31 protein-coding genes are annotated in these 24,852 nt (G+C 38.5%); 21 read left to right on the plus strand and 10 right to left on the minus strand.

Translation table 11 applies throughout. The annotated features are described in order from the left end of the window. Window positions 1–67: 67 nt before the first annotated feature. Window positions 68–1,615 (plus strand): sensor domain-containing diguanylate cyclase, encoded by a 1,548-nt coding sequence (locus tag AC1ECF_RS02385; protein ID WP_480387792.1) that lies wholly within the window; start codon window positions 68–70, stop codon window positions 1,613–1,615. 144 nt (window positions 1,616–1,759) lie between these two features. Here the strand turns inward: AC1ECF_RS02385 and AC1ECF_RS02390 are convergent, their stop codons facing one another. Beyond that, window positions 1,760–2,134 carry a hypothetical protein gene (locus tag AC1ECF_RS02390; RefSeq protein ID WP_480387793.1) on the minus strand — a complete coding sequence of 125 codons (375 nt, stop codon included), beginning with the start codon at window positions 2,132–2,134 and terminating at the stop codon, window positions 1,760–1,762. A 77-nt stretch (window positions 2,135–2,211) separates the two neighbouring features. Between AC1ECF_RS02390 and AC1ECF_RS02395 the strand changes: the two genes are divergently transcribed. Both AC1ECF_RS02395 and AC1ECF_RS02400 read left to right on the plus strand, forming a co-directional pair. Further along, on the plus strand, window positions 2,212–2,655 hold the full coding sequence (locus AC1ECF_RS02395; RefSeq protein WP_480387794.1) for an OsmC family protein: 444 nt from the start codon (window positions 2,212–2,214) through the stop codon (window positions 2,653–2,655). Between the two features lie 15 nt (window positions 2,656–2,670). After that, a complete protein-coding gene (locus AC1ECF_RS02400; RefSeq protein WP_480387795.1) occupies window positions 2,671–2,898 on the plus strand; it encodes a hypothetical protein in 228 nt (75 codons plus the stop codon). A gap of 13 nt (window positions 2,899–2,911) precedes the next feature. Here AC1ECF_RS02400 and AC1ECF_RS02405 read toward each other — a convergent pair whose 3' ends face one another. Together AC1ECF_RS02405 and trhA are read right to left on the minus strand one after the other, a co-directional pair. Beyond that, the gene (locus AC1ECF_RS02405) at window positions 2,912–3,427 is read right to left on the minus strand and encodes a kinase (RefSeq protein ID WP_480387796.1); all 516 of its coding nucleotides are present in this window, start codon (window positions 3,425–3,427) and stop codon (window positions 2,912–2,914) included. Window positions 3,428–3,525: 98 nt separating this feature from the next. Further along, entirely contained in the window at window positions 3,526–4,173 is a 648-nt protein-coding gene (gene trhA, locus AC1ECF_RS02410; RefSeq protein ID WP_480387797.1) for a PAQR family membrane homeostasis protein TrhA, read from the minus strand. 135 nt (window positions 4,174–4,308) lie between these two features. Between trhA and AC1ECF_RS02415 the strand changes: the two genes are divergently transcribed. From AC1ECF_RS02415 to AC1ECF_RS02440, 6 genes are all read left to right on the plus strand, one after another. Further along, window positions 4,309–4,863, plus strand: a complete 555-nt coding sequence (locus AC1ECF_RS02415) for a DUF1836 domain-containing protein (protein WP_480387798.1) — start codon at window positions 4,309–4,311, stop codon at window positions 4,861–4,863. After that, on the plus strand, window positions 4,860–6,377 hold the full coding sequence (locus tag AC1ECF_RS02420; RefSeq protein WP_480387799.1) for an amidohydrolase: 1,518 nt from the start codon (window positions 4,860–4,862) through the stop codon (window positions 6,375–6,377). Before AC1ECF_RS02415 ends, AC1ECF_RS02420 begins: the two co-directional genes overlap by 4 nt. Before the next feature lie 1,188 nt (window positions 6,378–7,565). Then, on the plus strand, window positions 7,566–7,874 hold the full coding sequence (locus AC1ECF_RS02425) for a magnetosome magnetite crystal formation protein family (protein WP_480387800.1): 309 nt from the start codon (window positions 7,566–7,568) through the stop codon (window positions 7,872–7,874). Between the two features lie 22 nt (window positions 7,875–7,896). Further along, window positions 7,897–8,718: a type II pantothenate kinase gene (gene coaW / locus AC1ECF_RS02430; RefSeq protein WP_480387801.1), complete on the plus strand. Its 822-nt coding sequence runs from the start codon at window positions 7,897–7,899 to the stop codon at window positions 8,716–8,718. 164 nt (window positions 8,719–8,882) lie between these two features. Continuing rightward, window positions 8,883–9,083 carry a cold-shock protein gene (locus AC1ECF_RS02435; RefSeq protein ID WP_480387802.1) on the plus strand — a complete coding sequence of 67 codons (201 nt, stop codon included), beginning with the start codon at window positions 8,883–8,885 and terminating at the stop codon, window positions 9,081–9,083. Window positions 9,084–9,174: 91 nt separating this feature from the next. Then, the gene (locus AC1ECF_RS02440) at window positions 9,175–9,645 is read left to right on the plus strand and encodes an SRPBCC family protein (RefSeq protein WP_480387803.1); all 471 of its coding nucleotides are present in this window, start codon (window positions 9,175–9,177) and stop codon (window positions 9,643–9,645) included. 184 nt (window positions 9,646–9,829) lie between these two features. Here the strand turns inward: AC1ECF_RS02440 and AC1ECF_RS02445 are convergent, their stop codons facing one another. Continuing rightward, the gene (locus AC1ECF_RS02445) at window positions 9,830–10,039 is read right to left on the minus strand and encodes a hypothetical protein (RefSeq protein ID WP_480388105.1); all 210 of its coding nucleotides are present in this window, start codon (window positions 10,037–10,039) and stop codon (window positions 9,830–9,832) included. A gap of 165 nt (window positions 10,040–10,204) precedes the next feature. Then, entirely contained in the window at window positions 10,205–10,600 is a 396-nt protein-coding gene (locus AC1ECF_RS02450) for a reverse transcriptase-like protein (RefSeq protein WP_480387804.1), read from the minus strand. 97 nt (window positions 10,601–10,697) lie between these two features. On the opposite strand from AC1ECF_RS02450, the gene AC1ECF_RS02455 reads away from it, so the two are divergent. Beyond that, on the plus strand, window positions 10,698–10,883 hold the full coding sequence (locus AC1ECF_RS02455; RefSeq protein WP_480387805.1) for a zinc-finger domain-containing protein: 186 nt from the start codon (window positions 10,698–10,700) through the stop codon (window positions 10,881–10,883). Between the two features lie 33 nt (window positions 10,884–10,916). Here AC1ECF_RS02455 and AC1ECF_RS02460 read toward each other — a convergent pair whose 3' ends face one another. After that, window positions 10,917–11,120 (minus strand): cold-shock protein, encoded by a 204-nt coding sequence (locus tag AC1ECF_RS02460; RefSeq protein ID WP_480387806.1) that lies wholly within the window; start codon window positions 11,118–11,120, stop codon window positions 10,917–10,919. A 270-nt stretch (window positions 11,121–11,390) separates the two neighbouring features. Between AC1ECF_RS02460 and AC1ECF_RS02465 the strand changes: the two genes are divergently transcribed. The 4 genes from AC1ECF_RS02465 (at window position 11,391) to AC1ECF_RS02480 (ending at window position 15,906) form a co-directional block, all read left to right on the plus strand. Continuing rightward, window positions 11,391–12,020 carry an HD domain-containing protein gene (locus AC1ECF_RS02465; protein ID WP_480387807.1) on the plus strand — a complete coding sequence of 210 codons (630 nt, stop codon included), beginning with the start codon at window positions 11,391–11,393 and terminating at the stop codon, window positions 12,018–12,020. Further along, on the plus strand, window positions 12,017–13,894 hold the full coding sequence (locus AC1ECF_RS02470) for an ABC-F family ATP-binding cassette domain-containing protein (RefSeq protein WP_480387808.1): 1,878 nt from the start codon (window positions 12,017–12,019) through the stop codon (window positions 13,892–13,894). Before AC1ECF_RS02465 ends, AC1ECF_RS02470 begins: the two co-directional genes overlap by 4 nt. 13 nt (window positions 13,895–13,907) lie before the next feature. Beyond that, the gene (locus tag AC1ECF_RS02475; protein WP_480387809.1) at window positions 13,908–15,020 is read left to right on the plus strand and encodes a conserved virulence factor C family protein; all 1,113 of its coding nucleotides are present in this window, start codon (window positions 13,908–13,910) and stop codon (window positions 15,018–15,020) included. 589 nt (window positions 15,021–15,609) lie between these two features. Beyond that, window positions 15,610–15,906 carry a hypothetical protein gene (locus AC1ECF_RS02480; RefSeq protein ID WP_480387810.1) on the plus strand — a complete coding sequence of 99 codons (297 nt, stop codon included), beginning with the start codon at window positions 15,610–15,612 and terminating at the stop codon, window positions 15,904–15,906. Between the two features lie 91 nt (window positions 15,907–15,997). Here AC1ECF_RS02480 and AC1ECF_RS02485 read toward each other — a convergent pair whose 3' ends face one another. Next, window positions 15,998–16,855 (minus strand): manganese catalase family protein, encoded by an 858-nt coding sequence (locus AC1ECF_RS02485; protein WP_480387811.1) that lies wholly within the window; start codon window positions 16,853–16,855, stop codon window positions 15,998–16,000. An 87-nt stretch (window positions 16,856–16,942) separates the two neighbouring features. Then, complete coding sequence (locus AC1ECF_RS02490) at window positions 16,943–18,373, minus strand: UDP-N-acetylmuramoyl-L-alanyl-D-glutamate--2,6-diaminopimelate ligase (protein ID WP_480387812.1); 1,431 nt, start codon at window positions 18,371–18,373, stop codon at window positions 16,943–16,945. Window positions 18,374–18,917: 544 nt separating this feature from the next. On the opposite strand from AC1ECF_RS02490, the gene AC1ECF_RS02495 reads away from it, so the two are divergent. After that, window positions 18,918–19,355 (plus strand): BrxA/BrxB family bacilliredoxin, encoded by a 438-nt coding sequence (locus AC1ECF_RS02495; protein WP_480387813.1) that lies wholly within the window; start codon window positions 18,918–18,920, stop codon window positions 19,353–19,355. Beyond that, window positions 19,352–20,131, plus strand: a complete 780-nt coding sequence (locus AC1ECF_RS02500) for a class I SAM-dependent methyltransferase (protein WP_480387814.1) — start codon at window positions 19,352–19,354, stop codon at window positions 20,129–20,131. Before AC1ECF_RS02495 ends, AC1ECF_RS02500 begins: the two co-directional genes overlap by 4 nt. Window positions 20,132–20,530: 399 nt before the next feature. Here the strand turns inward: AC1ECF_RS02500 and AC1ECF_RS02505 are convergent, their stop codons facing one another. Together AC1ECF_RS02505 and AC1ECF_RS02510 are read right to left on the minus strand one after the other, a co-directional pair. Continuing rightward, window positions 20,531–21,010 (minus strand): DUF3997 domain-containing protein, encoded by a 480-nt coding sequence (locus tag AC1ECF_RS02505; RefSeq protein WP_480387815.1) that lies wholly within the window; start codon window positions 21,008–21,010, stop codon window positions 20,531–20,533. A gap of 24 nt (window positions 21,011–21,034) precedes the next feature. Continuing rightward, window positions 21,035–21,532 carry a hypothetical protein gene (locus AC1ECF_RS02510; protein ID WP_480387816.1) on the minus strand — a complete coding sequence of 166 codons (498 nt, stop codon included), beginning with the start codon at window positions 21,530–21,532 and terminating at the stop codon, window positions 21,035–21,037. A 187-nt stretch (window positions 21,533–21,719) separates the two neighbouring features. Between AC1ECF_RS02510 and AC1ECF_RS02515 the strand changes: the two genes are divergently transcribed. From AC1ECF_RS02515 to AC1ECF_RS02535, 5 genes are all read left to right on the plus strand, one after another. Further along, the gene (locus AC1ECF_RS02515) at window positions 21,720–22,199 is read left to right on the plus strand and encodes a peptide ABC transporter substrate-binding protein (protein ID WP_480387817.1); all 480 of its coding nucleotides are present in this window, start codon (window positions 21,720–21,722) and stop codon (window positions 22,197–22,199) included. Window positions 22,200–22,227: 28 nt separating this feature from the next. Then, complete coding sequence (locus tag AC1ECF_RS02520; protein WP_480387818.1) at window positions 22,228–22,692, plus strand: hypothetical protein; 465 nt, start codon at window positions 22,228–22,230, stop codon at window positions 22,690–22,692. Beyond that, the gene (locus AC1ECF_RS02525) at window positions 22,689–22,943 is read left to right on the plus strand and encodes a hypothetical protein (protein WP_480387819.1); all 255 of its coding nucleotides are present in this window, start codon (window positions 22,689–22,691) and stop codon (window positions 22,941–22,943) included. The genes AC1ECF_RS02520 and AC1ECF_RS02525 overlap by 4 nt, the downstream gene beginning before the upstream one ends. Before the next feature lie 32 nt (window positions 22,944–22,975). Further along, on the plus strand, window positions 22,976–23,944 hold the full coding sequence (locus AC1ECF_RS02530) for a leucine-rich repeat domain-containing protein (RefSeq protein WP_480387820.1): 969 nt from the start codon (window positions 22,976–22,978) through the stop codon (window positions 23,942–23,944). A gap of 335 nt (window positions 23,945–24,279) precedes the next feature. Then, complete coding sequence (locus tag AC1ECF_RS02535; RefSeq protein ID WP_480387821.1) at window positions 24,280–24,849, plus strand: YpjP family protein; 570 nt, start codon at window positions 24,280–24,282, stop codon at window positions 24,847–24,849. The last annotated feature ends 3 nt before the right edge of the window (window positions 24,850–24,852 follow it).

Consider the following 24,852-nt stretch of genomic DNA (forward strand, 5'->3'; position numbering starts at 1 on the left):
CCAAATTACACTAGGAATGCTATAATCAGACAATGTGCATTTATTTAAGTAATAATTTGGAGGAAGTATGTTAAAGTCTCTTCGTTTTTGGATATTAATACTAATTGTATTTACAGTGATCGGAATTTTAAGCAGTGCTTTGCTGTCTAATTATATTGTTACTAAAAATAGTTTGATTAAGAACTCGTTAGAACAGAACGAGGTGTATTCTCAGAAGCTTTCCCAGATGACAGAGGAGTTATTTGAGCACATGTGGGTCACTTTGGAGGCTCGTAAGGTGGATGTTATCGAGCATCTCGATGACAGCGAACAGCTAACGGCTATACTTGATCAGATATTGGTTAGCGGAAAAAATTTTAACTCCTTATCGGTAATAGATAAAGAGGGAGTTGCCATTGCTACCTCTCCCAATGTTGGAATTGCAGGGAACCGTATAGACTCGGAGGGAGTAAGAGAAGCGTTAAAGGTGAAAGAAAATATTGTCACTCGTCCTTATATGGCTATTACTGGGAGGCTTCTTATACTAGTGTCCACGCCTCTTTTTACTGAGGACAATGAATATCTAGGTATGTTAAATGGGACCATTTATCTTCAAGAGGATAATTTTATTCAGAAGGTGCTAGTTGAACATTACTCACAAGATGGTTCTTATGTGTATGTGGTAGATAAGGAAGGAACATTGATTTATCATCCGCAGGAACATAGAATCGGAGAAAACGTGGGAGATAATCCTGTTGTTCAAGAGCTACTAGATAAAAACAGTGGATCTATGTCTACGGAGAATACTCAGGGTGAGGATTTCTTAGCAGGCTATTCCTATATCCCGCAAGCGGAATGGGGCGTAGTTTCCCAAACTCCTTATAAAAGTAGTCTGCAGCCGCTAGTTGGCATATTGACAAAGGTTTTTCTGTATTCATTACCACTAGCCGCACTTTTTATTTTTATCGCCTTTCATTTATCAACAAAGCTAGCGGCCCCATTGCAGCGCCTTGCTCTCTATACGATGCAGAGGGAGGGAGAAGCGGGAGAGTTAAATATCCCAACCTTTTATTTTGAGGCGAAGCAGCTTAAAGAGACGATTGAAAAATATAGAATTATGCAAGAGGAAACAGTGGAGGACTTTAAAAACCAATCCCTTACGGATGCCCTTACTGGATTGAAAAATAGAAGATATGCAGATTATTTATTTAATAGCTTTATAGAAAGTAAACAGTCCTTTTCTGTGATTATGCTAGATATTGATTACTTTAAAAAAGTAAATGATGAGTTTGGACATAAGGCTGGAGACGAAGTGCTTCAATTTTTAGCAGCAATCATGCAGGAGTCAGCTAGAGAGAAGGATACGTGTATCAGACTTGGAGGAGAAGAGTTTGCACTTGTACTTCCTGGTATTTCTGAGGAAGAGGCCTATGAAATAGCGGAAGCTCTTAGGGCGACTGTTGCCAACTCCCTACCACCTACGAACAAGTATATTACCATTTCAAACGGAGTAGGAACCTTCACGAATTTCCAGGAGCCTGTTGCTGACTTTATGAATCAAGTAGACGAAGCCTTATACAAAGCAAAAGAATCCGGACGGAATCGTACAATGAAGATTAGTGAGATGGATGAATAGACCGAGGGGAATTGGTAGTAAGTAACGTTAATGTGAAAAGGGGTTTACCTAAAAGTTTAAGTTGGCACTTACAATTGATCGTTTAAAATTGTAAGTGTTTTTTATTGGAAAACGGATAAGGATATGCTGAATAAAGAGCAGGAATTATTGTTCCTTGCTCTTTTTCAGGATATATAAGATTCCTTCCACAATAAAACCGATAACCAAGCCAAAGGAAGTAAAGATGAATAAGGAAAGGATACCTAACACATCTCCTTCACCATTTGCATCGATAATGAAAGAACGAAACAAATCAATGAAACCAATTGCCAATCCAAGCGTAAACAAATAAAATGCCTTATTTAATTTATAAATAAGAAGCGCCCCTGCAAATACCCCAACAACGATGGAAAAGGCTGCAAAGGCAATGAAATTCATCAGAACTAAATCCTGGCCAAGCACGTATCGAACGCCTAAGATTAAAAGGAACATGGATAATACGATAATAGAAATGGTGATTTTTCCGTAATTTTTTAACAAAGTGAATCCCTACTTTCTCCTATTAATCATAATAGATTCAGAAGATTTTTCAAGTACACATAAAGGGGTAGATAGATTTGACCGTACACCAATTTCATTTAAAGGCTGACTGGCCGGGAAATAGAAATGACGTAGGAACCATTGAGACAAAGAATCTTCATACCAAAATCTCCATTCCAAAAGAGATGGATGGACCAGAAATCGGAACAAACCCAGATGAAATGCTGTTAGGAGCAGCTACAACCTGTTATATCATCACACTCGCCGCCATGCTGGAGAGAAGTAAAATTCCAAAAGAAAAACTGCAGGTAGAATCTACGGCCTTTGTTGATGTGACCAATGGAGTTTTTACATATCAACGGATACAGCATCGGCCATATTTAGTTGTGACAAATGCAAAAGATTTATCTGTTGCAACCAAAATAGCCTACAAGGCAGAAGAAAATTGTATGATCAGTAGGGCACTTAAAGGAAACGTGGAGATAGATGTAGAACTAACGATAGAAGCTGCGAATGAATAGGAAGGATGATGGAATATGATGTGGATTGTTTTACTTTTAATCGGTGTACCTATTACGAAGTTAATTACTTCGCATTTAGAAGAAAGACAAAGAATAAAAGCTTCTGTGATAAAGGACCAGCTAGAATTAGAAAGAATAAAAAACGATAATTTTATTATGGAAACTGAAAAGATGAGATTGGAGCTAGAAAGAATGAAGCTACAATCACCACCTGGCTATACCTTTGATATAGAAAACAAATGAGCTTGAAGTAGCGTCACTTCAAGCTTATTTTTTGTACTTCTAGTTGTTCTAGAATAACCCCAAGAATATCTTCTTTCGTCATGTTATCAGTAAAGAGTGTTTCTCCTCCTACATCTAGATAATCACCTGCGTTCCACCATTCACGCAATGAGTCTTCGCCAAATTTTGCTGCCTTTTCTCTCGAGCTATGCCTTCTTACTGTTTCTTCAAAGCTTAGGTCAAAATAATAGGTATATGTATTGTTCTCATAATGGCTAATTAAGTCCAGAATCATATCCTTGTATCTGCTAGAAGTTAGTATTCCCTCTAGAATTACATACTGGCACTTACCTTTGCCGTACTCTGTAATTTGCTTGATTAACTCAATGGACAGATTTCCTTTTCTATCTCTGGCCAAAAGCATATTTCTTCTAATCATATCTTGGGATACTAAAAGTGTTCCTTCTCCAAAATACGCTTGAAGCGCTTTCGCTATTGTAGTTTTCCCGCTACCTGAATTTCCCCTTAAAATAATAAGCTTCGATTCCATTTTCTCCTCACCATCCTATATTGCATCATAGCAAATTTTTCTTCCAGGTGGCAATTTAATCCATAAAAAAACGCCCGTCCAATGACGAGGCGCTTTCCTTATAATACATAAACATATATACAAATAAAATGACAAATCGTACCTAGTAGAATAAATAAATGGAAGATCTCATGAAATCCTAAACGTTTAATAAAGGAAATATTAGGCTTTAACCCGTAAATTACTCCTCCGATGGTATAAAGAACGCCACCTAGAACTAAATAGATTAATCCACCAGCACCGAGACTATCCATAAGCGGGGAAATAAGAAAGATGATAATCCAGCCCATTCCTATGTAAAGTGCTGTTGAAACCCATCTAGGACAATTAAACCAAATCATCTTAAAGATGATGCCGCTAATTGCAAGGGTAGAGATGATGAGGAATAACGTATATCCTGTCACACCTTTTAAAGTAATTAAACAGAACGGAGCATAAGTTCCAGCGATTAAAAGATAGATCATCGCATGGTCTATGCGTCTCAACAATTGGATGACGTTGTCCTTTGCAATTACTGCATGGTAGATTCCTGAAGCTGCATAAAGAACAATCATACTAATCCCAAAAATGAGTACTGCGGTTATCGATAGAGGGGTCCCTCCTTGCTCTATTACCTTGAACAGCATAGCAACAAGCCCAAAGACACCAAGAACAGCACCAAACAAATGGGATAAACTATTAAACGGTTCCCTGATAAAATTATGCATCTAATCTCCTCCATCACTATATGTAGTTTCTATAACTACTTATTATGATATATGCATAACGATTAATAGTCAAGATTTACGTATTCAGATAATTACGTTACTATTATGGTTATACCCACTCTTGGAGGTTTAAACATGAGTTCTTATAAAAAAATAGAAGAAAAATTTTCGCAAGATGACAGGATTCTTCCGAATGACATTCCAGATATAGATTTGTATATGGATCAAGTCATTCAATTATTTGATTCCAAATATCATACTTCCTTAAGAAACGATGAAGACAAAGTCCTCACAAAGACAATGATCAATAATTACGCAAAAGGAAAACTCCTTTTTCCAATCAAAAACAAGAAGTACTCAAAGGAACACATTATGCTGATCAGTCTGATCTACCAGTTAAAGGGTTCCTTATCAATTAATGATATTAAAAGTGTACTGGAACCATTAAAGGAAGAGAATATTCGTTTGGAGGATTTTTATTCTTTCGTAACGGAGGAGCAGGAAAGTCATTCACAAATGGTACTTTCGAGTATTGAATCATTAGAAAAGAAAATGGAAGTTACTGAGATGGATGATTTACATCACCAGCTTCTCTTAATTGTGGCATTATCTAATATCAGCACTCTTTATCGAAGAGCCGTAGAGTACTTAGTGGATGATTTGGCAGCTAAGAAGGAGAAGAAAGAATGAAAACGATGTGGGCGGATGGAGAAATAATCACGATGATAGCTGAAGGGGACCAAGTGGAGGCCATATTGACGGAGAACGGTAAAATCACCAGAGTAGGGACTAAGGAAGAAATAGCTCCCTATGCTGATCGAGTAGTGTCGTTGCAAGGGGCTGCTATGTATCCCGGTTTTGTTGATAGTCATATTCATTTAATTGGCCATGGAGAAAAGCTCTCCTATTATGATTTATCGAAAGAGCCTTCTATAAAAGAAATAATAGAAAGTGTCGAAAATCGACTCACTAAGGGGCAATGGTTTATTGCAGAAGGCTGGGATGACAACCGCTTGGAGGAGAAGCGGGTCATAACAGCAGCTGACCTCCAGATCGTGGAAGATACTACTGTTGTCTTGAAGAGAATATGCAGACATGTTCTAGTTGCCAATAAAAAAGCAATGGAGCTAGCAGGAGTCACGGAAGACACTGAAAATCCAAAGGGGGGCGTCATTGGTAGAGATGAACATGGACGGTTAAACGGACTGTTCTATGACGAGGCACAAAAGCTAATAACGGATGCCATACCACCTGTAACTAGTGAATATTTAACGGAGGTCATTACAAAAAGCGTGAAGGATCTTCAAAAAATGGGCTTTACCGGAGCGCACACAGAGGACATGTCTTATTATGGGCATTATTCCGTTCCATTAGAAGCTTATCGTAGAGCGATTGCCGGTGATTTCAGACTTCATCTCTTAAGGCATCACCTTGTCTTTGAAGAAATGTCTGGGGAGCAGGAAGAGGATTTTCTAGAGTTTGGTGCAATGAAAATATTTATAGATGGTTCGCTTGGAGGCAGAACTGCCCTATTAACGGACGATTATGCAGATGAGCCGGGTAACAAGGGATTAGCTGTCCATTCATTAGAAGAGCTGAGAAGTTTCGTGCAGCTGGCAAGGAAACACAATGAAAATATTGCGGTTCACGTAATTGGGGACAAGGCTACAGAGATGATACTAGATATAATAGAAGAATTTTCGGTTCCTGCCGGGAAAAAGGATCGTCTGATACATGTAAATATCTTACGGGCGGATCTCATTGAACGAATGAAACGACTGCCAGTGGTATTAGACATCCAACCTATATTTGTCCCTTCCGATTTCCCTTGGGCAGCTGAACGACTGGGGGACAGCCGTCTAGCGTATTCCTACGCATGGAAAACCCTACTTCAAGAAGGTCTCGAATGCTCGGGTGGTTCCGATTCTCCTATAGAGAATGCTGACCCAATTCTAGGCTTAGACGCTGCAATCAACAACAAGTGGCTACCTCAGCAATCGCTTACCGTTTTTGAGGCAATTGCTCTTTACACATTGGGAAGTGCAAAGGCAATCGGCAAGGAGCACCGCCGTGGGAAAATAGCAATCGGATATGATGCTGACTTCACCATATTTGATCAAGTGATAACAAAAGAGAATATATTGGACCGAAAAGCAATCATGACTATTGTCAACGGACAAGTAGTCTACGACGGTCGAGGTTGAATCGATTTCTGTCTAACTGAATAGGATAGAAGGATGGGGGTGTACACCTACGAGTAAGCCGAGTATGACCTGGTAGGTGGGACCTCTTGTAAGGGGTACCTCCGAGGCTAAGCAGCTTGCCTAGGACGAGGAAGTTGGCATATCGCTAACTGAGAGTAAATTCCACCTAACCGAGAGTAAACTGCCTCCGACTGAGAGTAAACGACTTGAATGAGAATAAATTGCTGCTATCCGAGAGTAAAGTGAGCTCGAATGAGAGTAACGACACCCCGAACGAGAGAAAGTACTCTCTAACTGAGAGTAACGCATCCACGTGGTCAAGCGGCTTGATCAATAGGGAGTGATTTCTGCCTATCTGAGTCTATTAGCGGACCGACGGAGAATAAAGACATAAATGGGGGCGGCTTCGCCTATCTGGCAATCAAGTTGCTTCGATTAATGGATTCCGTTTTCTGCTGGCAAGCGGGTTATCATTACTGAATGAGAATAAATGTGTGCTATCCGAGAGTAAACTGCCCCCGACTGAGAGTAAATGGTTTGAATGAGAATAAATCGCTGCTATCCGAGAGTAAAGCTAGCTCGAATGAGAGTAACGACATCCCGAACGAGAGTAAGTAGTCTCTAACTGAGAGTAACGCATCCACGTGGTCAAGTGGCTTGATTAATAGGGAGTGATTTCTGCCTATCTGAGTCTATTAGCGGACCATCCGAGAATAAAGACTAAAATGGGGGCGGCTTCGCCTATCTGGCAATCAAGTTGCTTCGATAAATGGACCCTATTTCTGCTAGCGAGCGGGCTATCATTACTGAACGAGAATAAATGTGTGCTATCCGAGAATAAATCTTCCCTGAACGAGAGTATTCCCCTTGAATGAGAATAAATTGCTGCTATCCGAGAGTAAAGCTAGCTCGAATGAGAGTAACGACATCCCGAACGAGAGTAAGTAGTCTCTAACTGAGAGTAACGCATCCCGTGTACTAGCTAATTGGCCAGCCGGCAATCCTAGAATAAGAGATTCCTTGCAAAGTCAGCATCCCACTAACAGAGAATAATGCATTTCCAGGATTCTAGCTGCCGACAACTCGAGTGGAGCCTATCAACTGCCATTTATTGCTGCCATTCTTGACCGGATGTTAGTATCAAAAACCCTATGCAAGACAATAATAAATTGTAAAGGAGCTTATCAATTGGAGAACAAAGGATTCAAAGTGCTGCTACATGCAAGTACCTGGTTTGCCCCATTCTTGGTACCTTTTTTGTTGTATTTATTGATAGATAGTTCGGAAATTAGAAGATTGTCGCTGGAGGCGGTTCTATTTCAGCTAGTAATGTATGGTTTAATGACAATCTCTGCGTTTTTGGTAATTTTTTTAATTGGTATTCCAATGCTTATAATCTTTGGTATAATGGCATTTGTCATACCGATAATAGGAATTGTAAAAGCATTGAATGATGACTATTTTCAATATCCTATCGTTGGCAACTGGATAAAATAAGCATTATCAAAGGGGAATGAACATGGCTGTAAGATTAGGGATAGATGCTGGAGGAACTTTAATAAAGATTGCATATTCAAACGAAGAAGGGGAGATGTGCTTCCAACATTTCCTTTCCTCTAATTTTCAGGCTGTAAAGGATTGGATAACAAAACATCATCCTAATGCTTCTATATGTCTGACTGGCGGTCGTGCGGAACAATTAAAAAAATTCCTATCATCAGAGAAGGATATACCATACATAGTAGAATTCGATGCTACAATGAACGGGGTCTTCTATCAGCTGCAGCAAGAGGAAATCGAAATCAACTCAGCTATTATTGCAAATATCGGAACGGGAACATCTATACATAAAATGAGTAAGAATAATCATATAAGAATTGGTGGGACAGGCGTAGGCGGTGGTACGCTAATGGGCCTTGCGGTTAGTACTACCGGAATCTCCGACTATCAAAAAATTATATCGCTATCTAAAGAAGGAAAACGTTCGTCAATAGATGTTTTAGTGAGCGATATTTATAAAGACAATAAGCTACCTATTAAGGGCTCTTTAACAGCAAGTAACTTTGGCGGAGTTTCATTAAAAAGCTCAGAAGCTAACGTCCATGCTGATCTACTTGCAGGTATCCAAGGGCTTATTGGGGAAGTAGTAGCTACGCTTTGCATTCAGGCCGCAGAATCGAATGATGTGGAAGATATCATCTTTATTGGTTCAACGCTGGAGGAAAACGAGCTTTTGAAAGAAATTATCGAATCCTACACAAAACTAAAAGGGAAGAATCCTATCTTTCTTGAAAAACATGGTTATAGTGGAGCAATTGGTGCTTTGGTGGAAAATGTATAAAAAATTTCGGTAAATTGGTTGCAATATAAGTTTTACCATGTTATATTATAAGAGGATTATTTTTGTTCGGTTAGTTAGTAGGTGGCAACACTTTTACTTAACAGTGTTGAGCAAGGATAGTAACAAAATGTATGCTGCAGTTAGCATACGAGGAGGAAACAAACATGGAACAAGGTAAAGTAAAATGGTTTAACTCAGAAAAAGGATTCGGATTCATCGAGCGCGAAGGCGGAGACGATGTATTTGTACACTTCTCAGCTATCCAAAGCGACGGTTTCAAAACTCTTGATGAAGGTCAAGAAGTGACATTTGAAATCGAGCAAGGCCAACGTGGTCTTCAAGCTACTAACGTAGTTAAAGCTTAATTTTAAACCAATAACTTGAACAGACTCTTTCGGGAGTCTGTTTTTTTGTGCTATGATAGAAGTAACATAACTTACATAAGGAGCAAATAGCATGAAAAAATGGAAAAGAGAGATTCAGATAGACGTTCCAATCGAATTTGCTTGGTCCTACTTTTATGGGAATTTGGAGAAGAAGAAAGCAATCTTTCCTAAAATAGAGGAAGAAGAGTATACAAATCTAACAAATACCATTGTGGGGTCTACATTCAAACAGACATATAAACTTACAACTTATTCGGATACGTATGATATTACGATTACGAAATATGAGGACACAGAAGATTACAAAGTTATTGAGGAGAGCTTTGTGTTAAGCAATCGTTTTAATATGAAGACTGCTTATGAGCTAAAAAGTAATCCAGATGGAACGACAACCTTTATTTATACATCGGTAAACAAACCGAAAAATCCTTTATTGATTTTATTTCAGCTATTTGGAAAAGATGATGCGATTGTCAGCTTTTTGAATCGCACAAAACAAACGATTGAGGCAGCGTACAATACGCAAGCTGAGGGAGAATAATAAAAACCGATAGATTACTTAACTAATGTAGTGGTATGAATAAAAGGTTCCGTGAGGGTAAGTGAACAGCTAAAAACATAGATAAACAGACATGATTATTTCCAATTTTCTATCTGAGGCCAACTTTGAGACAATCAGATCACCCTTTTCAAGATGACCGACTTATCCTGCTTGCAGTTCAATTTCAAGCTCGTTCCTTTAAATATTCCTCCAGAGCATCCTTTACCTTATCTGGTTTTGGGGTCACTCTGGATAGCCTCTTTTGGATATCAGCTAATAAGTATAAGCCTCTAAATAAGATGCCTACCACAATACCAAAACCAATGACGACACCAAATGGACCCATCAAAAAGAGTACTGCCCCTAAAAGTCCTGAAAGAACTATGGATATCATTAAATGCAAAGCAATTCCCCCTTCTAAATAAATATCCTTTAATTACCATATTGCTTTAAATTCCAATAAAATACAACACTATTTAATAGATGGACCAAATAAATGAAAAAACAGACCAACATAATGTAAGTTGATCTGTTTTTCTTTCTAAAACCGTATACCTTCCTATTGAGATGTCCCTTTTGCAACAGCTTCACGAGCTAGAGCATGGGCTGCTTTGTTTTGCTCGTCAGGAATCCATTTGATAAAAAATAAATCAAACGTATCGGCTATAGCCAGGATTTTTTTGAGAATTTCTGCAAATTCTTCGTTTTTAGCATATCGTTTTTCTACTGCAGCTAAAACGGCTTGAGAATCCGTTCTTACCGATACGATGGAAGGGGAGAGCTTTTGCACTTCTTCAACAGCTCGTAATAAGGCTAAAAATTCCGTTGTATGATTTGTATATTCTCCTATATATTCGCTTATTTTAATATGGTGGCCTTCTCCTTTAATGAAAACTCCAATTCCACTGGGACCTGGATTTCCAATTGTAGAGCCGTCAATATATACTTCTAGCATCAAATTTCCCCTTTATTAATCCGTCTTCATTACTTGCAAGGACGAGAAGTCTAGTTGTACAATCAATAAATATTAACTTCAAGGAGCGATTAAGTATATGAAGCATACAGATATTATGAATGAAATTGATCATTTACTGCAAACATATTGTGATGGCTGTTTGGTAAAAGCTCAGCTTCGTAGGGAAAGAGGGAAGACAAAAGCCCATCATTTCTGTATTAAAGACTGTACCGTTGGAGAGGAAATAAAGGAATTTGGTCAGAGGCTTACAGAGTCCAAATAAAAAACCCTGGAAAAGATCCCAGGGAAGGACGTATTATTGCTGCTTGATCACATTAGCAGCTTGAGGACCGCGATTTCCTTCTACAATTTCAAAAGTAACAAGTTGTCCTTCTTCCAAGGCTTTAAACCCGTCCCCTTGTATGCCGGTAAAGTGAACAAACACATCCTCGCCGTCATTGTATTCGATAAAGCCGTAGCCCTTCTCATTATTAAACCATTTTACCTTCCCCTGTTGCATTCTGTTCCTCCCTTAATCCACCAAAAATTCTGAAAATGGATAGTTTCACTATACAGAAAGTGACACAAACTGTCAATTATTTGTTGTTTTATTTAACAATTCACTTATATAGAGACTTTTAAGTGGGCCTGCTACGGTCACTCTATAAATTTTGTTATAATAGAAATACAAATCGGGATTACGAGTAAGCTAGTAAACATTAACTATTGCTTAGATCTTCGTTTCTGTAGAACGTATACATAGATTTTATTTGCAAGAAAGGAGATACTTATGGACACGGTTACTTATTGTGAGTCGCTAGTAAAAGGAATCTATGAAAAATTTGATGCTAGCCATGATTTTCAACATATACAAAGAGTCAGGAATAATGCAATGGAAATTTTAAAGGATGAAGAGCAGGCTGACAAGGAGCTAGTGCTTCTCTCCGTCTTGCTGCACGATGTAAGTGACCCAAAATATTCTAATGGGAAAGAGTTAGAGGTCTCCATACTAGAGAAGCTATCACTAGATAAGGAAAAGAAGGAACAAATCCAGCGAATCATTCAATCTGTCTCCTTTAATGGTGGGCATGAGCTACCTGCCGAGTCGGTAGAAGCGAGAATCGTTAGAGATGCGGATCGATTGGATGCAATCGGTGCTATTGGGATAGCGCGAACCTTCGCGTATGGAGGAGCAAAAAGCCGAAAGCTTTATGATTCTAGTGAGCAAGCAAGAGAAGAAATGACGGAGGAAGAGTATCGGTCCAAAGCAACCTCCTCAGTGACACACTTTTATGAGAAGCTGTTAAAATTATCTAAGGGAATGCTCACAAAGAGAGGGCAAGAGCTTGCTATGGAAAGACATCAGTTCATGGAACAATTTTTAGAACAATTTAGAAAAGAAGTAGGAGAAGATATATGAGTCATTTAATCATATCCAATTTAACAAAAACAGTAGGAGAGAAGACGCTTTTTGAAAACATCTCCTTCACGATACATAATCAGCACAGAGCTGGTTTGATTGGTATTAATGGAACGGGGAAGTCTACCTTTTTATCCATTATTGCAGGAGAACTGGAGGCAGATTCTATTGAGCGTGACCATCCAAACAAATTTCGTGTTGCTTATTTAGAGCAGCAGCCTGTTTTTACGAAGGATGAAACGGTGCTTCAAACTGTGTTCAGTGGAGACTCTCCTATTCTAAAAGTAAACAGAGATTATGAAGAAGCGTTAAAGAGACTATCTGCTGACCCAACTTCAGAGGTGCTACAAAATAATCTATTAGCCCTTCAGCAAAAAATGGACGAGCTAGAGGCTTGGGATGTAAATGCTCTTGCAAAGACTGCTTTAACCAAGCTTGGAATCACGCAATTTGAGCAATCGATTCTTCATTTATCTGGTGGGCAACAAAAAAGAGTGGCGCTTGCCAAGGTGTTAATTGAGCCGGCAGATTTGTTGCTGTTAGATGAGCCAACAAACCATCTAGATAAGGAATCCACAGACTGGCTTCAGGAAACGCTTCAGCGAATAAATGGTGCGATGATTTTTGTCACTCATGACAGATACTTTCTGGATGCAGTTGCTACTCATATATACGAGCTGGCTGACAAGCAACTATATACGCATACTGGAAACTATGCAGATTACCTTGAATCGAAGGCATTAAGAGAAGAAATGAATGCAGCATCCCAGCAAAAGCTGCAAAACCTTTACCGGAATGAATTGAAATGGATTCGAAGAGGGGCAAAGGCTAGGACGACCAAGCAAAAGGCTAGAATTGATCGCTTTGAAGAGTTAGACTCGAAGATAGATAGAAATAGTGGGTCCCAATCTTTGGACATGGAGCTAGCTTCCTCTCGCTTAGGGAAGCAGGTACTAGAAGGCAAGAATATATCTAAAAGCTTTGGTTCAAAGAAAATCGTAGAGGATTTTTCCTTTCTTCTACAGGCTGGTGACAGAATTGGCATCGTGGGACCAAATGGAGCTGGCAAAAGTACGTTGCTAAAGATGCTTGCGGGTGAATTAGCTTTAGACAGTGGAGAAATCATTGTTGGTTCCACTGTTAAGCTGAAACATTTTTCCCAGCAGCTACCACCACTAAACGAGCAAACACGTATGATTGAATATATTAGAGAGTCTTCTAACTCAATTGAAGTATCATCTGGTGAGAAGTTATCTGCAGCTCAAATGCTGGAACGTTTTTTATTTCCCCTACACACACATGGTACTCAAATAGGCAAACTCAGTGGAGGAGAGAAGAAGAGGCTGATTCTACTAAAAATGTTGATGGAGCAGCCCAATGTATTGTTACTGGACGAGCCTACAAATGATTTGGACATCCAAACCTTGTCTGTGCTTGAGGACTTTATTGAATCGTTTCCAGGTGTTGTTATCACCATTTCCCACGACCGCTTTTTCTTAGACAGAATTGCCAAAAAGCTTTGGATAGTAAATGGAGATGGGACAGTAAAGGAATGGTTGGGTGTTTACTCCGATTATTTAGAGGAAAATAAAACAGCAGAAAAAGAACAGCCGGTGAAGAAAGAAGAACCAACTGTAAAGCCACAAAAGGAAAAGAAGAAGCTTTCCTATAAGGAACAAAGAGAATGGGAAGCAATTGGTGGAGAAATCGAGAAGGCTGAGCAGCTCATTATGGAGCTAGAAGAGCAGCTTACAAACGCCGGAGCCAATTACGATTTGGTAAGAGAATTAACCGAAAAACTGGAAAAAGCAAATGAAACATATGAGCAGCTTATTGAAAGATGGTCGTATTTAGAAGAGTTAGCAACCAAGTAATGGAGGGAATAGCATGAAAATCGTATCCATTGAACCAACACCTAGTCCAAATACAATGAAGGTCAATATCGACCAAGAGCTTCCATTTGGGAAGAGTCATAACTATAACAAAAACAATATCCAAGATGCACCAAAAGAAATCCAAGAGATTTTTGCGATAGAGGGCGTCAAGGGTGTCTATCATGTAGCCGATTTCTTAGCAATTGAGCGTATCGCTAAATTTAGCTGGGAATCCATATTAGCTTCTGTCGAAAACGTTTTTGGGGCAGAGAATGACAGTCAAGACAGTGACAAGCCTGCTGATCACTACGGAGAGGTCTATGTGCATGTGCAGCAATACAAGGGAATTCCTCTTCAAGTGAAGGTGTTTGATAGTGAGTCGGAAACTCGCTTTGGCCTGTCTGAAAGGTTTACAAAGGCACTAGACGAGGCGATGGAGGGGGACAAGGAAAACTATATCCTTCTTCGTAAATGGGTAGATTATGGTGTGCGATATGGAGACCAAAAGGAGATTGGAGAGCAGCTGGTGAAGGAGCTGGAGGCAACCTTCCCGGAAAGCAAGCTGCAGGACCTCATAGAGAATAAAGATAATAGTGAAGAACGCAAGCCGGTTCGTGCTCCGTTCACATTAGAGGAATTCAATCATCCAGACTGGAAGGTACGATTTCAGCTGCTAAACAACTTGATCAACCCTGAGCTGGAGGACTTACCAATCCTCGCAAAGGCATTGGAGGATGAGCAAGTATCTATTAGACGTCTAGCGACGGTTTATCTCGGACTTTTAGAGGACGAAGCAGTAATCCCATACTTAGAAATAGCATTAAAGGATAAAAGTGCTTCAGTTAGAAGAACTGCTGGCGACGCGATGAGTGATTTGGGCTTCGAGCAATTCTCTACTGCAATGAAAGAAGCATTGTTTGATAAAAACAAATTAGTAAGATGGCGTGCAGCGATGTATTTCTATGAAGTAGGGGATGAAGAAGCACTCCCTGCATTAAAAGAAGCAATGGATGACAAAGAATACGAGGTCCGCTTACAAATTCGCATGGCAATCGCACGAATTGAAGAAGGGGAAGAAGCAAAAGGATCTGTTTGGAAGCAAATGAATGAAGCGAGAAGTAAATAAAATAACATCTTTTCAATTACTCAGAAGCTAGTTTGATAGTATACCAGGGAGCCGCTATATAAATGGACATTCCTATGCAGGCTTTTGAGTTTGAGATATGCGGTAAGAGGAGCACTTATGATTCTATCATTTGATAAGAATCATAAGTGCTTTCTTATTTTGAGTGTTAGGTTCTCTGCGCGTCTCTCAAACTAAACGAAAGCCCCAATTAGGGGAGTGGTGAAATTGCTCGGAACAAAGTTGCAAAGAAACGTTTGGACTTTGTCGTACTCTTTGCTATTTTTTCTCCTATCCCCATGAATCATTTCTGTCTACATCTATAGTTCTTTACTCTCACACAGCATTGTATTATTCTTAATTTTTATCAAAAAATATAGATGAAATATTATTTTTCTGTACTTTCATATGATAAAATAATAGAAAAATTTTCTAGTCTATTTCGTCACGAGCGGTTGGAATATTTCCATATGATAAGGAGAAAAACATTTGTAAATAAAATGTAATTAAAATTTCCATAAATGTATGTGTAAACATGAGGAAAAGTGTGAATAATACAATAAAAGACGGCTTGTAGAATTGAGGGATCTGTATGGCGAAGAATTTTAAAAGAGAAGAACTGAATAAAAAGGAAGAGCTAAAGATCACTTATTATTTTACGTTGTTCATGACGTTAGTGGGTACTCTTTTGATTATGTTTTTATTAAGCTATAAGGTAGAAGAGCTCAATCTTTTTGTCGTATTGTTGTCTATCTCCGCTGGTGGTCTTCCCCTCGGAATTGTGGGAGCATACTTCGATTATCGAATGGCAATGTTGAAGAAAAAGTATCAAGAAATGAAGTACAGAGAAAGATTGTCCGGTAAAGGTTTAAATAAGTCATTAGAATAGTACTTACGGGTTCTTCTATTTATGGGAGGGCCCTTTTTTATAGAAAAGGCACACTACGATACATGTCGCCGTGTGCCTTTTAAACTTTCTCTTACCTGTTCAAATCACTTAATCCTGGACTATGCTCATTTGGCATAACAGGGAGTACAGGAACAGGGAAACCTTGCGGTGGTGGAGTAACCTGAACTTGTCCACCATTCCTGCTAGGAGACTGTCCTTGAAAGATTTCTTGTACCCTTGTTGGATCTAAGCGGAAATTGAACTGTGCATTATGATAACCCATATCTACGAACTTTTTGCACTCGGGATACTTATTGATATCGTAATTAGGTATCGGCAAGATTTTGCCCCAATCTACACCTAAGGTCTCTAATGCTTTGGCAAATACATTTTGATGTGCATTATCTCTGACAATCAAAAATGCCAAAGTTTCTCTAAATGTTTGATTGGAGCTCATTTCATAAATACGTGTTTTTTGAAGAACTCCGGTAGATTCTAACACGACATTATCCAAAAGGTCTGCAATTAGATTACCGTGAGCATATACCCAAGAACCGTTCCATGGATTTCCAGCAGCGTCTACTGGAAGAGACCCCTGTGCCCCTATAATGAAGTGATGTGGGTTTGCATGCTTAGTGGCATCATCTAGCGGTGCACCATCCATACCCGCATTACCGGCTTGATCAGACATACCAGAATCATTCAGTAATTGATTGATCGTATTTTGAACAAGCTCTACGTGAGCAATTTCCTCTAAAAAGACTGCCTTCAAGAGATCTCGGTATTGGGTTTCTGGACCGCGAAAGTTGGACCCTTGGAAGAAATACTGCATCATCGTTCTCATTTCACCGAAGTGTCCACCAAGAATCTCTTGTAAAATTTTAGCGGCTGCTGGATCCGGTTTGTCAGGCTTAATAATATTGATTAGCTCTTCCTTATAGTAATACATCTATTTTCCTCTTTTCATCAGACAATTTGTACAACCTGTTTATTAGGATGTACGGAATGTTGACTGATATACGAGGACTTTATTTCATTAAACATAGGCTTTTATTCTGGATAAATACCTTAACGTTTCCATATCGTTTGTTGTTGGAAAAGAATATTCCTGCTGATAAGTTTCACAGCCTTTTCCTGTAATAACCACCCAATCATCTTCTTTTGCTCTTTCCCATGCATAATGAATAGCCATTGTTCGATCAGGAATAATGATACATTTTTCGTGATTCCCTAATGCTTCTAACTCCATAATCATTTCCTTATAGGAAACTCCATTTAAATCATCAAATGTAAGAATGCAGCAATCACTATATTTTAAGGACATCTCCACCATTTTTCTTCTTTTGCCAGTGTCGCGATTTCCTCTAAAACCAAAGATATGAATGATATTGTTTGGCTGTTGTGACCTCACTGTATCTAAGATATGGAAGAACGCATTAGCCGTATGAGCGTAATCGACTACAAAAGTTGCACCTATTGGAGACTTAAATAATTGATATCTACCTGGTAAGCCTGAAAAAGTTCGTAGGGATACTGATATCAACTCAGGTTCGATTCCTAATGCTCTACAAGCACAGAATGCATTTGCTGCATTTTCAATGTTATGGCTTCCTTTCATTTGGGTGAGGAGGGAGTAACTTAGGAGTTGATAGTCTTGCTTTTCTATCAGCTCATTTCCATTTATTATGTATGTTGGATTTGATCCGTCAATTTGAAGTACTTTCTTTCCAATTGACTGAACGTATGTACTTAATCTTTCTCCGTAATCATTCATACAGTGAACGACTGCAGTACCATCTGGCTTTAAGAAATCAAATAAGGATTTCTTAGCTTCAAAGTATGCTTCCATATTTTCATGATAATCTAGATGCTCGTGCTCGATGTTCGTGAAAATACATACGTCAAATTCGAGGCCCTCAATTCGGTGTTGTATCAGGCCGTGTGAAGATACCTCCATAATTACTGCTTGGTCATCACTTTCGGCAAGAAACTGGTGAAAGGTCAGCGGATCCAAGGTAGTATGTGGGGAAGGATGCTCTTCTCCATTGATAACCACAGCAATACTGCCAAATAAGGCACAAGATACTCCTTGAGCCTCTAAAATATGCTTAACCATATAGGATGTTGTTGTTTTCCCGTTCGTACCTGTAATACCAATGAAAATCTTTCCGCTGGCAGGATTGTGGTAGTACGCTTTTGCCAAATGGGCTAAGGCTTTTCGAGAATTCTCTACCTGAAAATAAGGATAGGTGGTGGATTCACTATCTCTTTCACCAATTATGGCGGCTGCACCTTTCGTAATCGCATCCTCTATAAAAAGATGCCCATCTGTATTGGTTCCTGTTATTGCAACAAAAAGATAGCCTGGCTTTACCTCTGAGGAATTAAATGCCAGTCCTGTGATGTCAATATCCTCCGTAACCTTTCCTCTATGTTGTACTGATGTTAATAATTCACTTAGCTTCATTCTATCTCGCTCCCCGTCTATTTATCTACTACTACGAGAGGAAAATCCGTTCTTTCATGTAAAGAAATGAACTGTTGGAACAGCTTTCTATTTATATGTACTGTTCTAATTGTTCACTAAGAAATTCCTTTCGATTACATTTGGTTAGCTGCCTACTAAACATATAGATGCTTTGTCGTATGTTTCTTCTTAGATTAGCCCATTTTAGAGCAAGTATTAACCCCACTAATAGTAAATACACGTTTTTGATATAAAACTAACCTAAAAAAGATAAAAATATATAAATTTTATAAAAAAGGGGTAAATGTATTTAGATGAATTATAAAGAAAGTAAGAAGAAGGTATTAGATAAATGTTTCTATATTGGAGGAAATCCATTTATTTGTCTAAATTGTCCTATTTTTAAAGAATCATAAAGAAAGTAATTTGGAAGAAAGTGGAACATTCCCGTTGGTAGAGTTCAAATGAATGAAATTATATGCTGTTGGAGGTAAAATGAATTGAAAGAACAATATAAAAAGGTAATTGGAAGGAGCATGTAAGCGTGAATGCATACGATGAATATATGAAAGAGGTTGTAAAGCCAATGCGAAGAGAGCTGACGGATGCAGGCTTTACAGAATTAATAAGCGAAGAGCAAGTGCAGGAACATATGGAGCATGCACAAGGTGTTTCACTTATTATGATCAATTCCGTTTGTGGCTGTGCAGCAGGATTAGCTAGACCAGCAGTGGTTGGTGCTATAGAAGAGCTTCAGGAAAAACCGGATCATCTGGTAACTGTTTTTGCTGGACAAGACCAAGAAGCAACAGCAACGATGCGTGGATATTTTGAAGAAGTGCCTCCAAGCTCACCTTCTATCGCAATTTGGAAGGATGGCAAGTTAGCTTATTTTATTCCAAGGGAACAAATTGAAAACCATGAGATGGAATCCATTAAAGAGCATCTAACAGGTGTTCTTGCTCAAATAATCGCAGAATGACACTCATTGTAACGACACCTGGAAGAACAGATAAGGAGCATATTAGTCAGGCAAGAAAGATTGCAGCTGAACTGAATGTTCCTTATGTAGAAAGGCGTAAACGTTCCATAGAGCGCATGCAAAAGGATACGAATGCTGATATTGTGCTTGTGAGAAAGGAAAGACTAGAGTTCTATAGTCTTGGAGCGAAGGAACCATTCTTTTTTCATCCTAACTCTGCAGCATTTCGCTTGAAAAGATTACTAAACGGAGAGCAAGATTCCATGCTCGAAGCAACAGGTCTTACCGAAGGTGATTCTTTTCTAGATACTACAGCTGGCCTTTCCTCCGACTCTATTATTGCCTCCTATGCCGTAGGGAGCAGTGGAATGGTGCATGCATGTGAGAAAAATAAGATTATTGCCTACCTCGTCGGGAAAGGATTGAAGGAATATACCTCCGATAACGAGATGCTCAATGAATGTATGAGGCGGATAAAGTTATTCCAAGAAGACTCGGTGAACTTTCTTAAGCAAAGCGAAGATAATGCTTACGACGTGGTCTATATGGATCCAATGTTTGAAGAGGAGATAACGGAGTCCAATAACTTTCAAGCATTACGAAAAGTAGGAATGCAAGATACACTAACCGCTGAGTGGGTAAAAGAGGCAGTTCGAGTAGCCAAAAGACGAGTAGTGTTGAAGGCACACTTCCGATCTCCTTTATTTCAACAATACGGCTTCTCTCAACAAATCAGATTAACCTCCAAATTCCACTATGGAATATTGGAGAAATAAAAGAAGAAGTTGGGACAAATCCAATGAGAAGCACTTATGGTTCTAATATATGATTAGAATCATAAGTGCTTTCTTAGTTTTTGAGACTCAGGTTCTCCGCTACGTCGGACGCTTGGAGTGGAGGCCGACAGGATGTAGGTCAGGAAAACGTTGTCACACGACGTGACGTTCTTAGTTTTCCCTCCCCCGTAAGCCAGCACCCATCGCTGACGCGCATGGCTGTGCTGGCTTACCTACCACCCTGCTCCCGCAGGAGTCGCCGACGCTGCTCCAAACCATTAATGTTTCCTACTTAAATTGAAGTTTAATCAATACATTCCAAAAAGAATATAACCCATCAAGAAAAATTTTGTCCCGGCCCTTTTTTTACTGCTTCCATCCGTTGAAGAAAATGGATATTTAGTATCTATCTAGCTTTTCAATTAATTCCAAAGAGATCAAATCCGTTATTTCTAATTGATCGGTTTCCTTTTCCAAATCTTTTTCGTTTAAGGGACCTAACACTTTACGACTGTTTACATCAATGATCCAATAAGAATAGTCACTTTTGGTGGGGTTCTTTGGAGGCTGCTCATAGCCTCTTTCATCAGCTACTAACTCTATTTGCTTAGCAACTATATAATCATCGTTCCACCAAATACCTGTGACTTCGGTTGGGACATAAAGATAATCATAGTTAGTGTCATCCTCCGAGTATTTAGGCTTCTCTCCATAAATGGCAATACTATGAGCCGATGAACGATCTATACGAAATCCATTATCTAGTGGAATGGTATAATCAGCTAAACCAGCACAACCAGCTATAGGAAAGCATAGCAGGAGGACCAATGCTATTTTTCTGTTGTTACCAAATATTTCGAGCCATTCGTATTTTCTCAAATCAACCCTTCTTTCAAGTTGGGATTACTTTTTGGTAGAGTAGATTATTTCCCCTGATTCCGATAATCCTTGAATGTTTACAGGGTATACAAACCCTTCAGATTTTAAAAAGAAAAAGCGACCTTCGTTCAGAAATAGAGCATTTTCAAAGGAGTTCTTTCCTGTCTCCGCCTTTATTTGTTTTATGTCGTTGTTCAAGACTTGACCAAAGAAATAGGCTGGACTTGAACCGGAGGCACTCCATGTAAAAGTCTCATCTCGAGAAGGAGGATAGTAGGTGGAAGCTAGTGTACTTTCTGACCCCTCGTCATTTTTAACCTCCCAAAACCCTAACCAATTTTGGTCTAATCGAGCAATCATAACAGAGTGTTTGTTTCGAAAAATGGTTAACCATTCCTCGCCAACCTTTTCAATTGAAATGACTTCCTCTGTCTCTGGATTCCAGCCCTCCGTAGCATTCCATACATCGGTTTGTGTCGGTGATTGTCGATGATTGTAAATTAGAAATACAGAAAAAATCACAACAAGTACTCCCAAAAACATATATACTTTTTTGATAGTTGGTTCCCCCTTAGTGTTACCTGTTATCCATATATTAACATATACCCTTAGAAGAAAGTTTTTTTATATAAATTAGCTTAGATAAAGTTCCTAAAATGGTTAAATATGTTAAAATTTAAATAAAATTATGAAAAAGGAAGGGGTAACTATGAGAGCTAGGTTCCTTCTTATTCTTTTGGGACTACTATTGCTAACAGCTTGTAAGTCAACGCCAATAAAAGGGGATTTAGGACAAATCTATATCGTGGCATTGGAATCCATTTTGCACCAGGAACAAGTACTAAGTGAGAATATGGAATATATCGCGATTGATACGAGTAATTTTGAAGATACAGAGGAAGAGGACATAATTAAAATCCTAAGCTACTTCGAGGAAAAATATTCAATAGAAGTATTAGAAGCTACTCTGGAGCAGCTAAAAGAAAAAGAGCACTATGATTCAGAAACAAAGGTTTTAAACGGTGTACTTCTTAGAATAGACAAGATTCAACCCGAGTCTGATGAGGCCGTCTTGTTTGAAGGTTCCAAATACCGGTCTGGTGATGGTGCAGTGGGAATACAAGGCAGCATATATTTTGAAGACAATCAATGGAAATCCAAAGAAGTAGCAATCACCTGGGTTTCTTAATTCCAGATCAAACAAAGGGTGGGACTGCATGCTATTAACTCCATTAGGGGAAATCAAATTACTAGTGAACGGATTAGAAGTAGAGTATGAAGCGATAGAAATAGAAAAAGATTGTTTGTGCCAAGATGTAGATGGCAGGTATATGATTTTATTTGAAGTAAAAAATGAAAATAATATAAAGGAAATTACATGCTGTATCCCAGGTTTAGATATCAAGGGCTATACGGAAAGTGGAGAGATGCTAGAAGCAATTGGATTCTATAAGGATGATATAAAGCTGACAATCGGTGTGGTTGGAGAATTCTATTATCCTATTTATCAGCAGGATTATAATGGAAACTATTTAGATGACGGTATCCAATATATCCTATTTCCTAATTTCGCTAGCAGAACAATTAAATTTGGGGTGTGCTGGATTCAACCAGTGACAGAAGATAATGATATCCAAACACACTTTGGGGTCGATCTTGGATATTTGGGGGAGAGAAAATGAGATTAGAATTGGTGGGTGTATTCTTTATTTTTCTAAGTGGAATATTTTTTACTGCTGAAAGAATTGCCGAGGTATTAGCGGCTGGAATGAGACTTAGTGTAGATGTTTATTATCCCGACTTCTTTGATAACTTTTTCGTTTGGTTCTTTTTTGTAATTGGTCTACTTTTAATCGTAAATAAATTCCTATTGAAGCTGTGGAAAAACTATCATTCCTTCGTTTCACAGGGGGATTCAAATATAAATTCATAACTATAAGTGATCAAATTTAAAAGGGGAACGTGATGAGAAAAAAATACTTGGTATTTGTCCTGTTATTGTTAGTCGGTTGCGAAAATGAGAGTGATATTATCAAGAAAAATGACACACCACAAAAAGAAATTCATGAAGAAACTGAAACCGCGGAGGTTGTGAAAATTCCAGATGCACTTCTCACTGAAATCTCCCAACAAATTGAAGTTCCAAAAGAAGAACTAACACATGAAGATTTAGTTTGGGTAAGCACTTTAACCATTGATAGTCAGAATAATGATGATGTCTCAGCATTATCTGAAATGAAAAATTTAGAACATCTTTACGTGACGGCTCCTATAGATATTAACTCTATCAGTAAATTAAGTAACTTAAAATATCTATATCTCCAGAACACACCTATATCAGAAGTGTCTTTTTTAAGTTCTTTTAAGCAATTAAATACGTTGGAAATATCTAATAGTGGCCTAGAGGAGCTGAAGGATTTTCCAGAGTTGAAAAATATAGTAAGTCTTAATTTGGTTAATAATCGAATAGAAGATTTAGCTCCACTGGATATCTTGATTTCTCTCAAAGATTTAGATATTACCAACAATCAAGTCATCTCGTTGTCTCCACTCGAAAGACTAGTGAATCTTGAAAGTCTTATTTTGATAGACAATCCAATTAAGGACTTTTCAACACTTGGTAAATTAGAATCTTTACGTTTTCTTTCGATGAACGGAACGTCTCTTCATTCTCTTGAATTTGTTAGCTCGTTGAATAACCTGGAGCGTCTGCAGGTTTCGGATACAGAGATTTCAGATTTGTCTCCTTTATCAGATTTACGTAACCTAACATACCTAGATATTCGAGATACAAATGTAACGTCTATCCAACCGTTAAATAATATTAAGGGGCTAAAATATTTATTAATAAACAAAGAGAAAGTCAAGGATTGGAGGCTACTCGAAAACAGAGAGGATCTAGTGATCTCTGAAAATGTTATAATAGCTGAATGACAGAAGAGAAATGAGAATGGGGTATAATAAAGCAAGTAAGTAAGAAGAAAAGAGCAGCTCCGACTAACCATTAGATCGGAAGTGCTCTTTAATGTTTTTCTAAAGATAAGCTTATTAGTCCGTGAAACACAATGAAGTTAAATAACCTAGTAAAAATAGAAATCCGATCCCTATTACGACTGAATTCATGAGAAATTCCTCCTTCATAAAAAACCTACTGAATGTTTCCACTTTTTATTGTACAATGAATATGAAAAAGAGGAAACCTTTTGTTCTTTTAGACGTATATGTTTATACAAGTTATGACAAATTTGTTCAAAAAGAAGGTGTTTAAGTTGAAAAAGTGGCTTCAGAAATCCATTATTATCACAGTTGCATTCTTGACGTTTGGATTAATTTCCCCGAACCATTTAATTTGGGAGCAGCTGCTTGATAAAGAATCACCAAATGCCCTCTCATCGGCTAATACTGGTATTGAATATAGTAATGTCATAGAGGAAACCGTTGATCAAAAGGAGCTTCTAGCTCTTGCAGCAAAAGAACAATCATACATAAAATTTGGACACCGAATAGGACCTGTTATTCAGGATGAGTTTGAGCAGGTGATCTTCCCTAGAATGCAAGAGGCAATCGATGTCGCTGTACAGAAGCTGGACAACCAGTCCATCAAACAGCTGGGCATTACAGAAACACCATCTGGAGACTATCATGAGAGGATTTTCCATATCTTTGATGAAAAATCTAAGAAGGATATTATTAGATTTCATGTTCGTACAGATAAAAAGCCTTTAGATGGATACTATTTTAATTTCCATTATCATTTAGCCGAAGATCACTATGCAAAGCATTATGTGTTAGGTGAGATATATTGGTCTAAAAATACACCACCAAAATGGCTCTCCTAGTCG

Source organism: Psychrobacillus sp. Z3-81, from assembly GCF_056620325.1.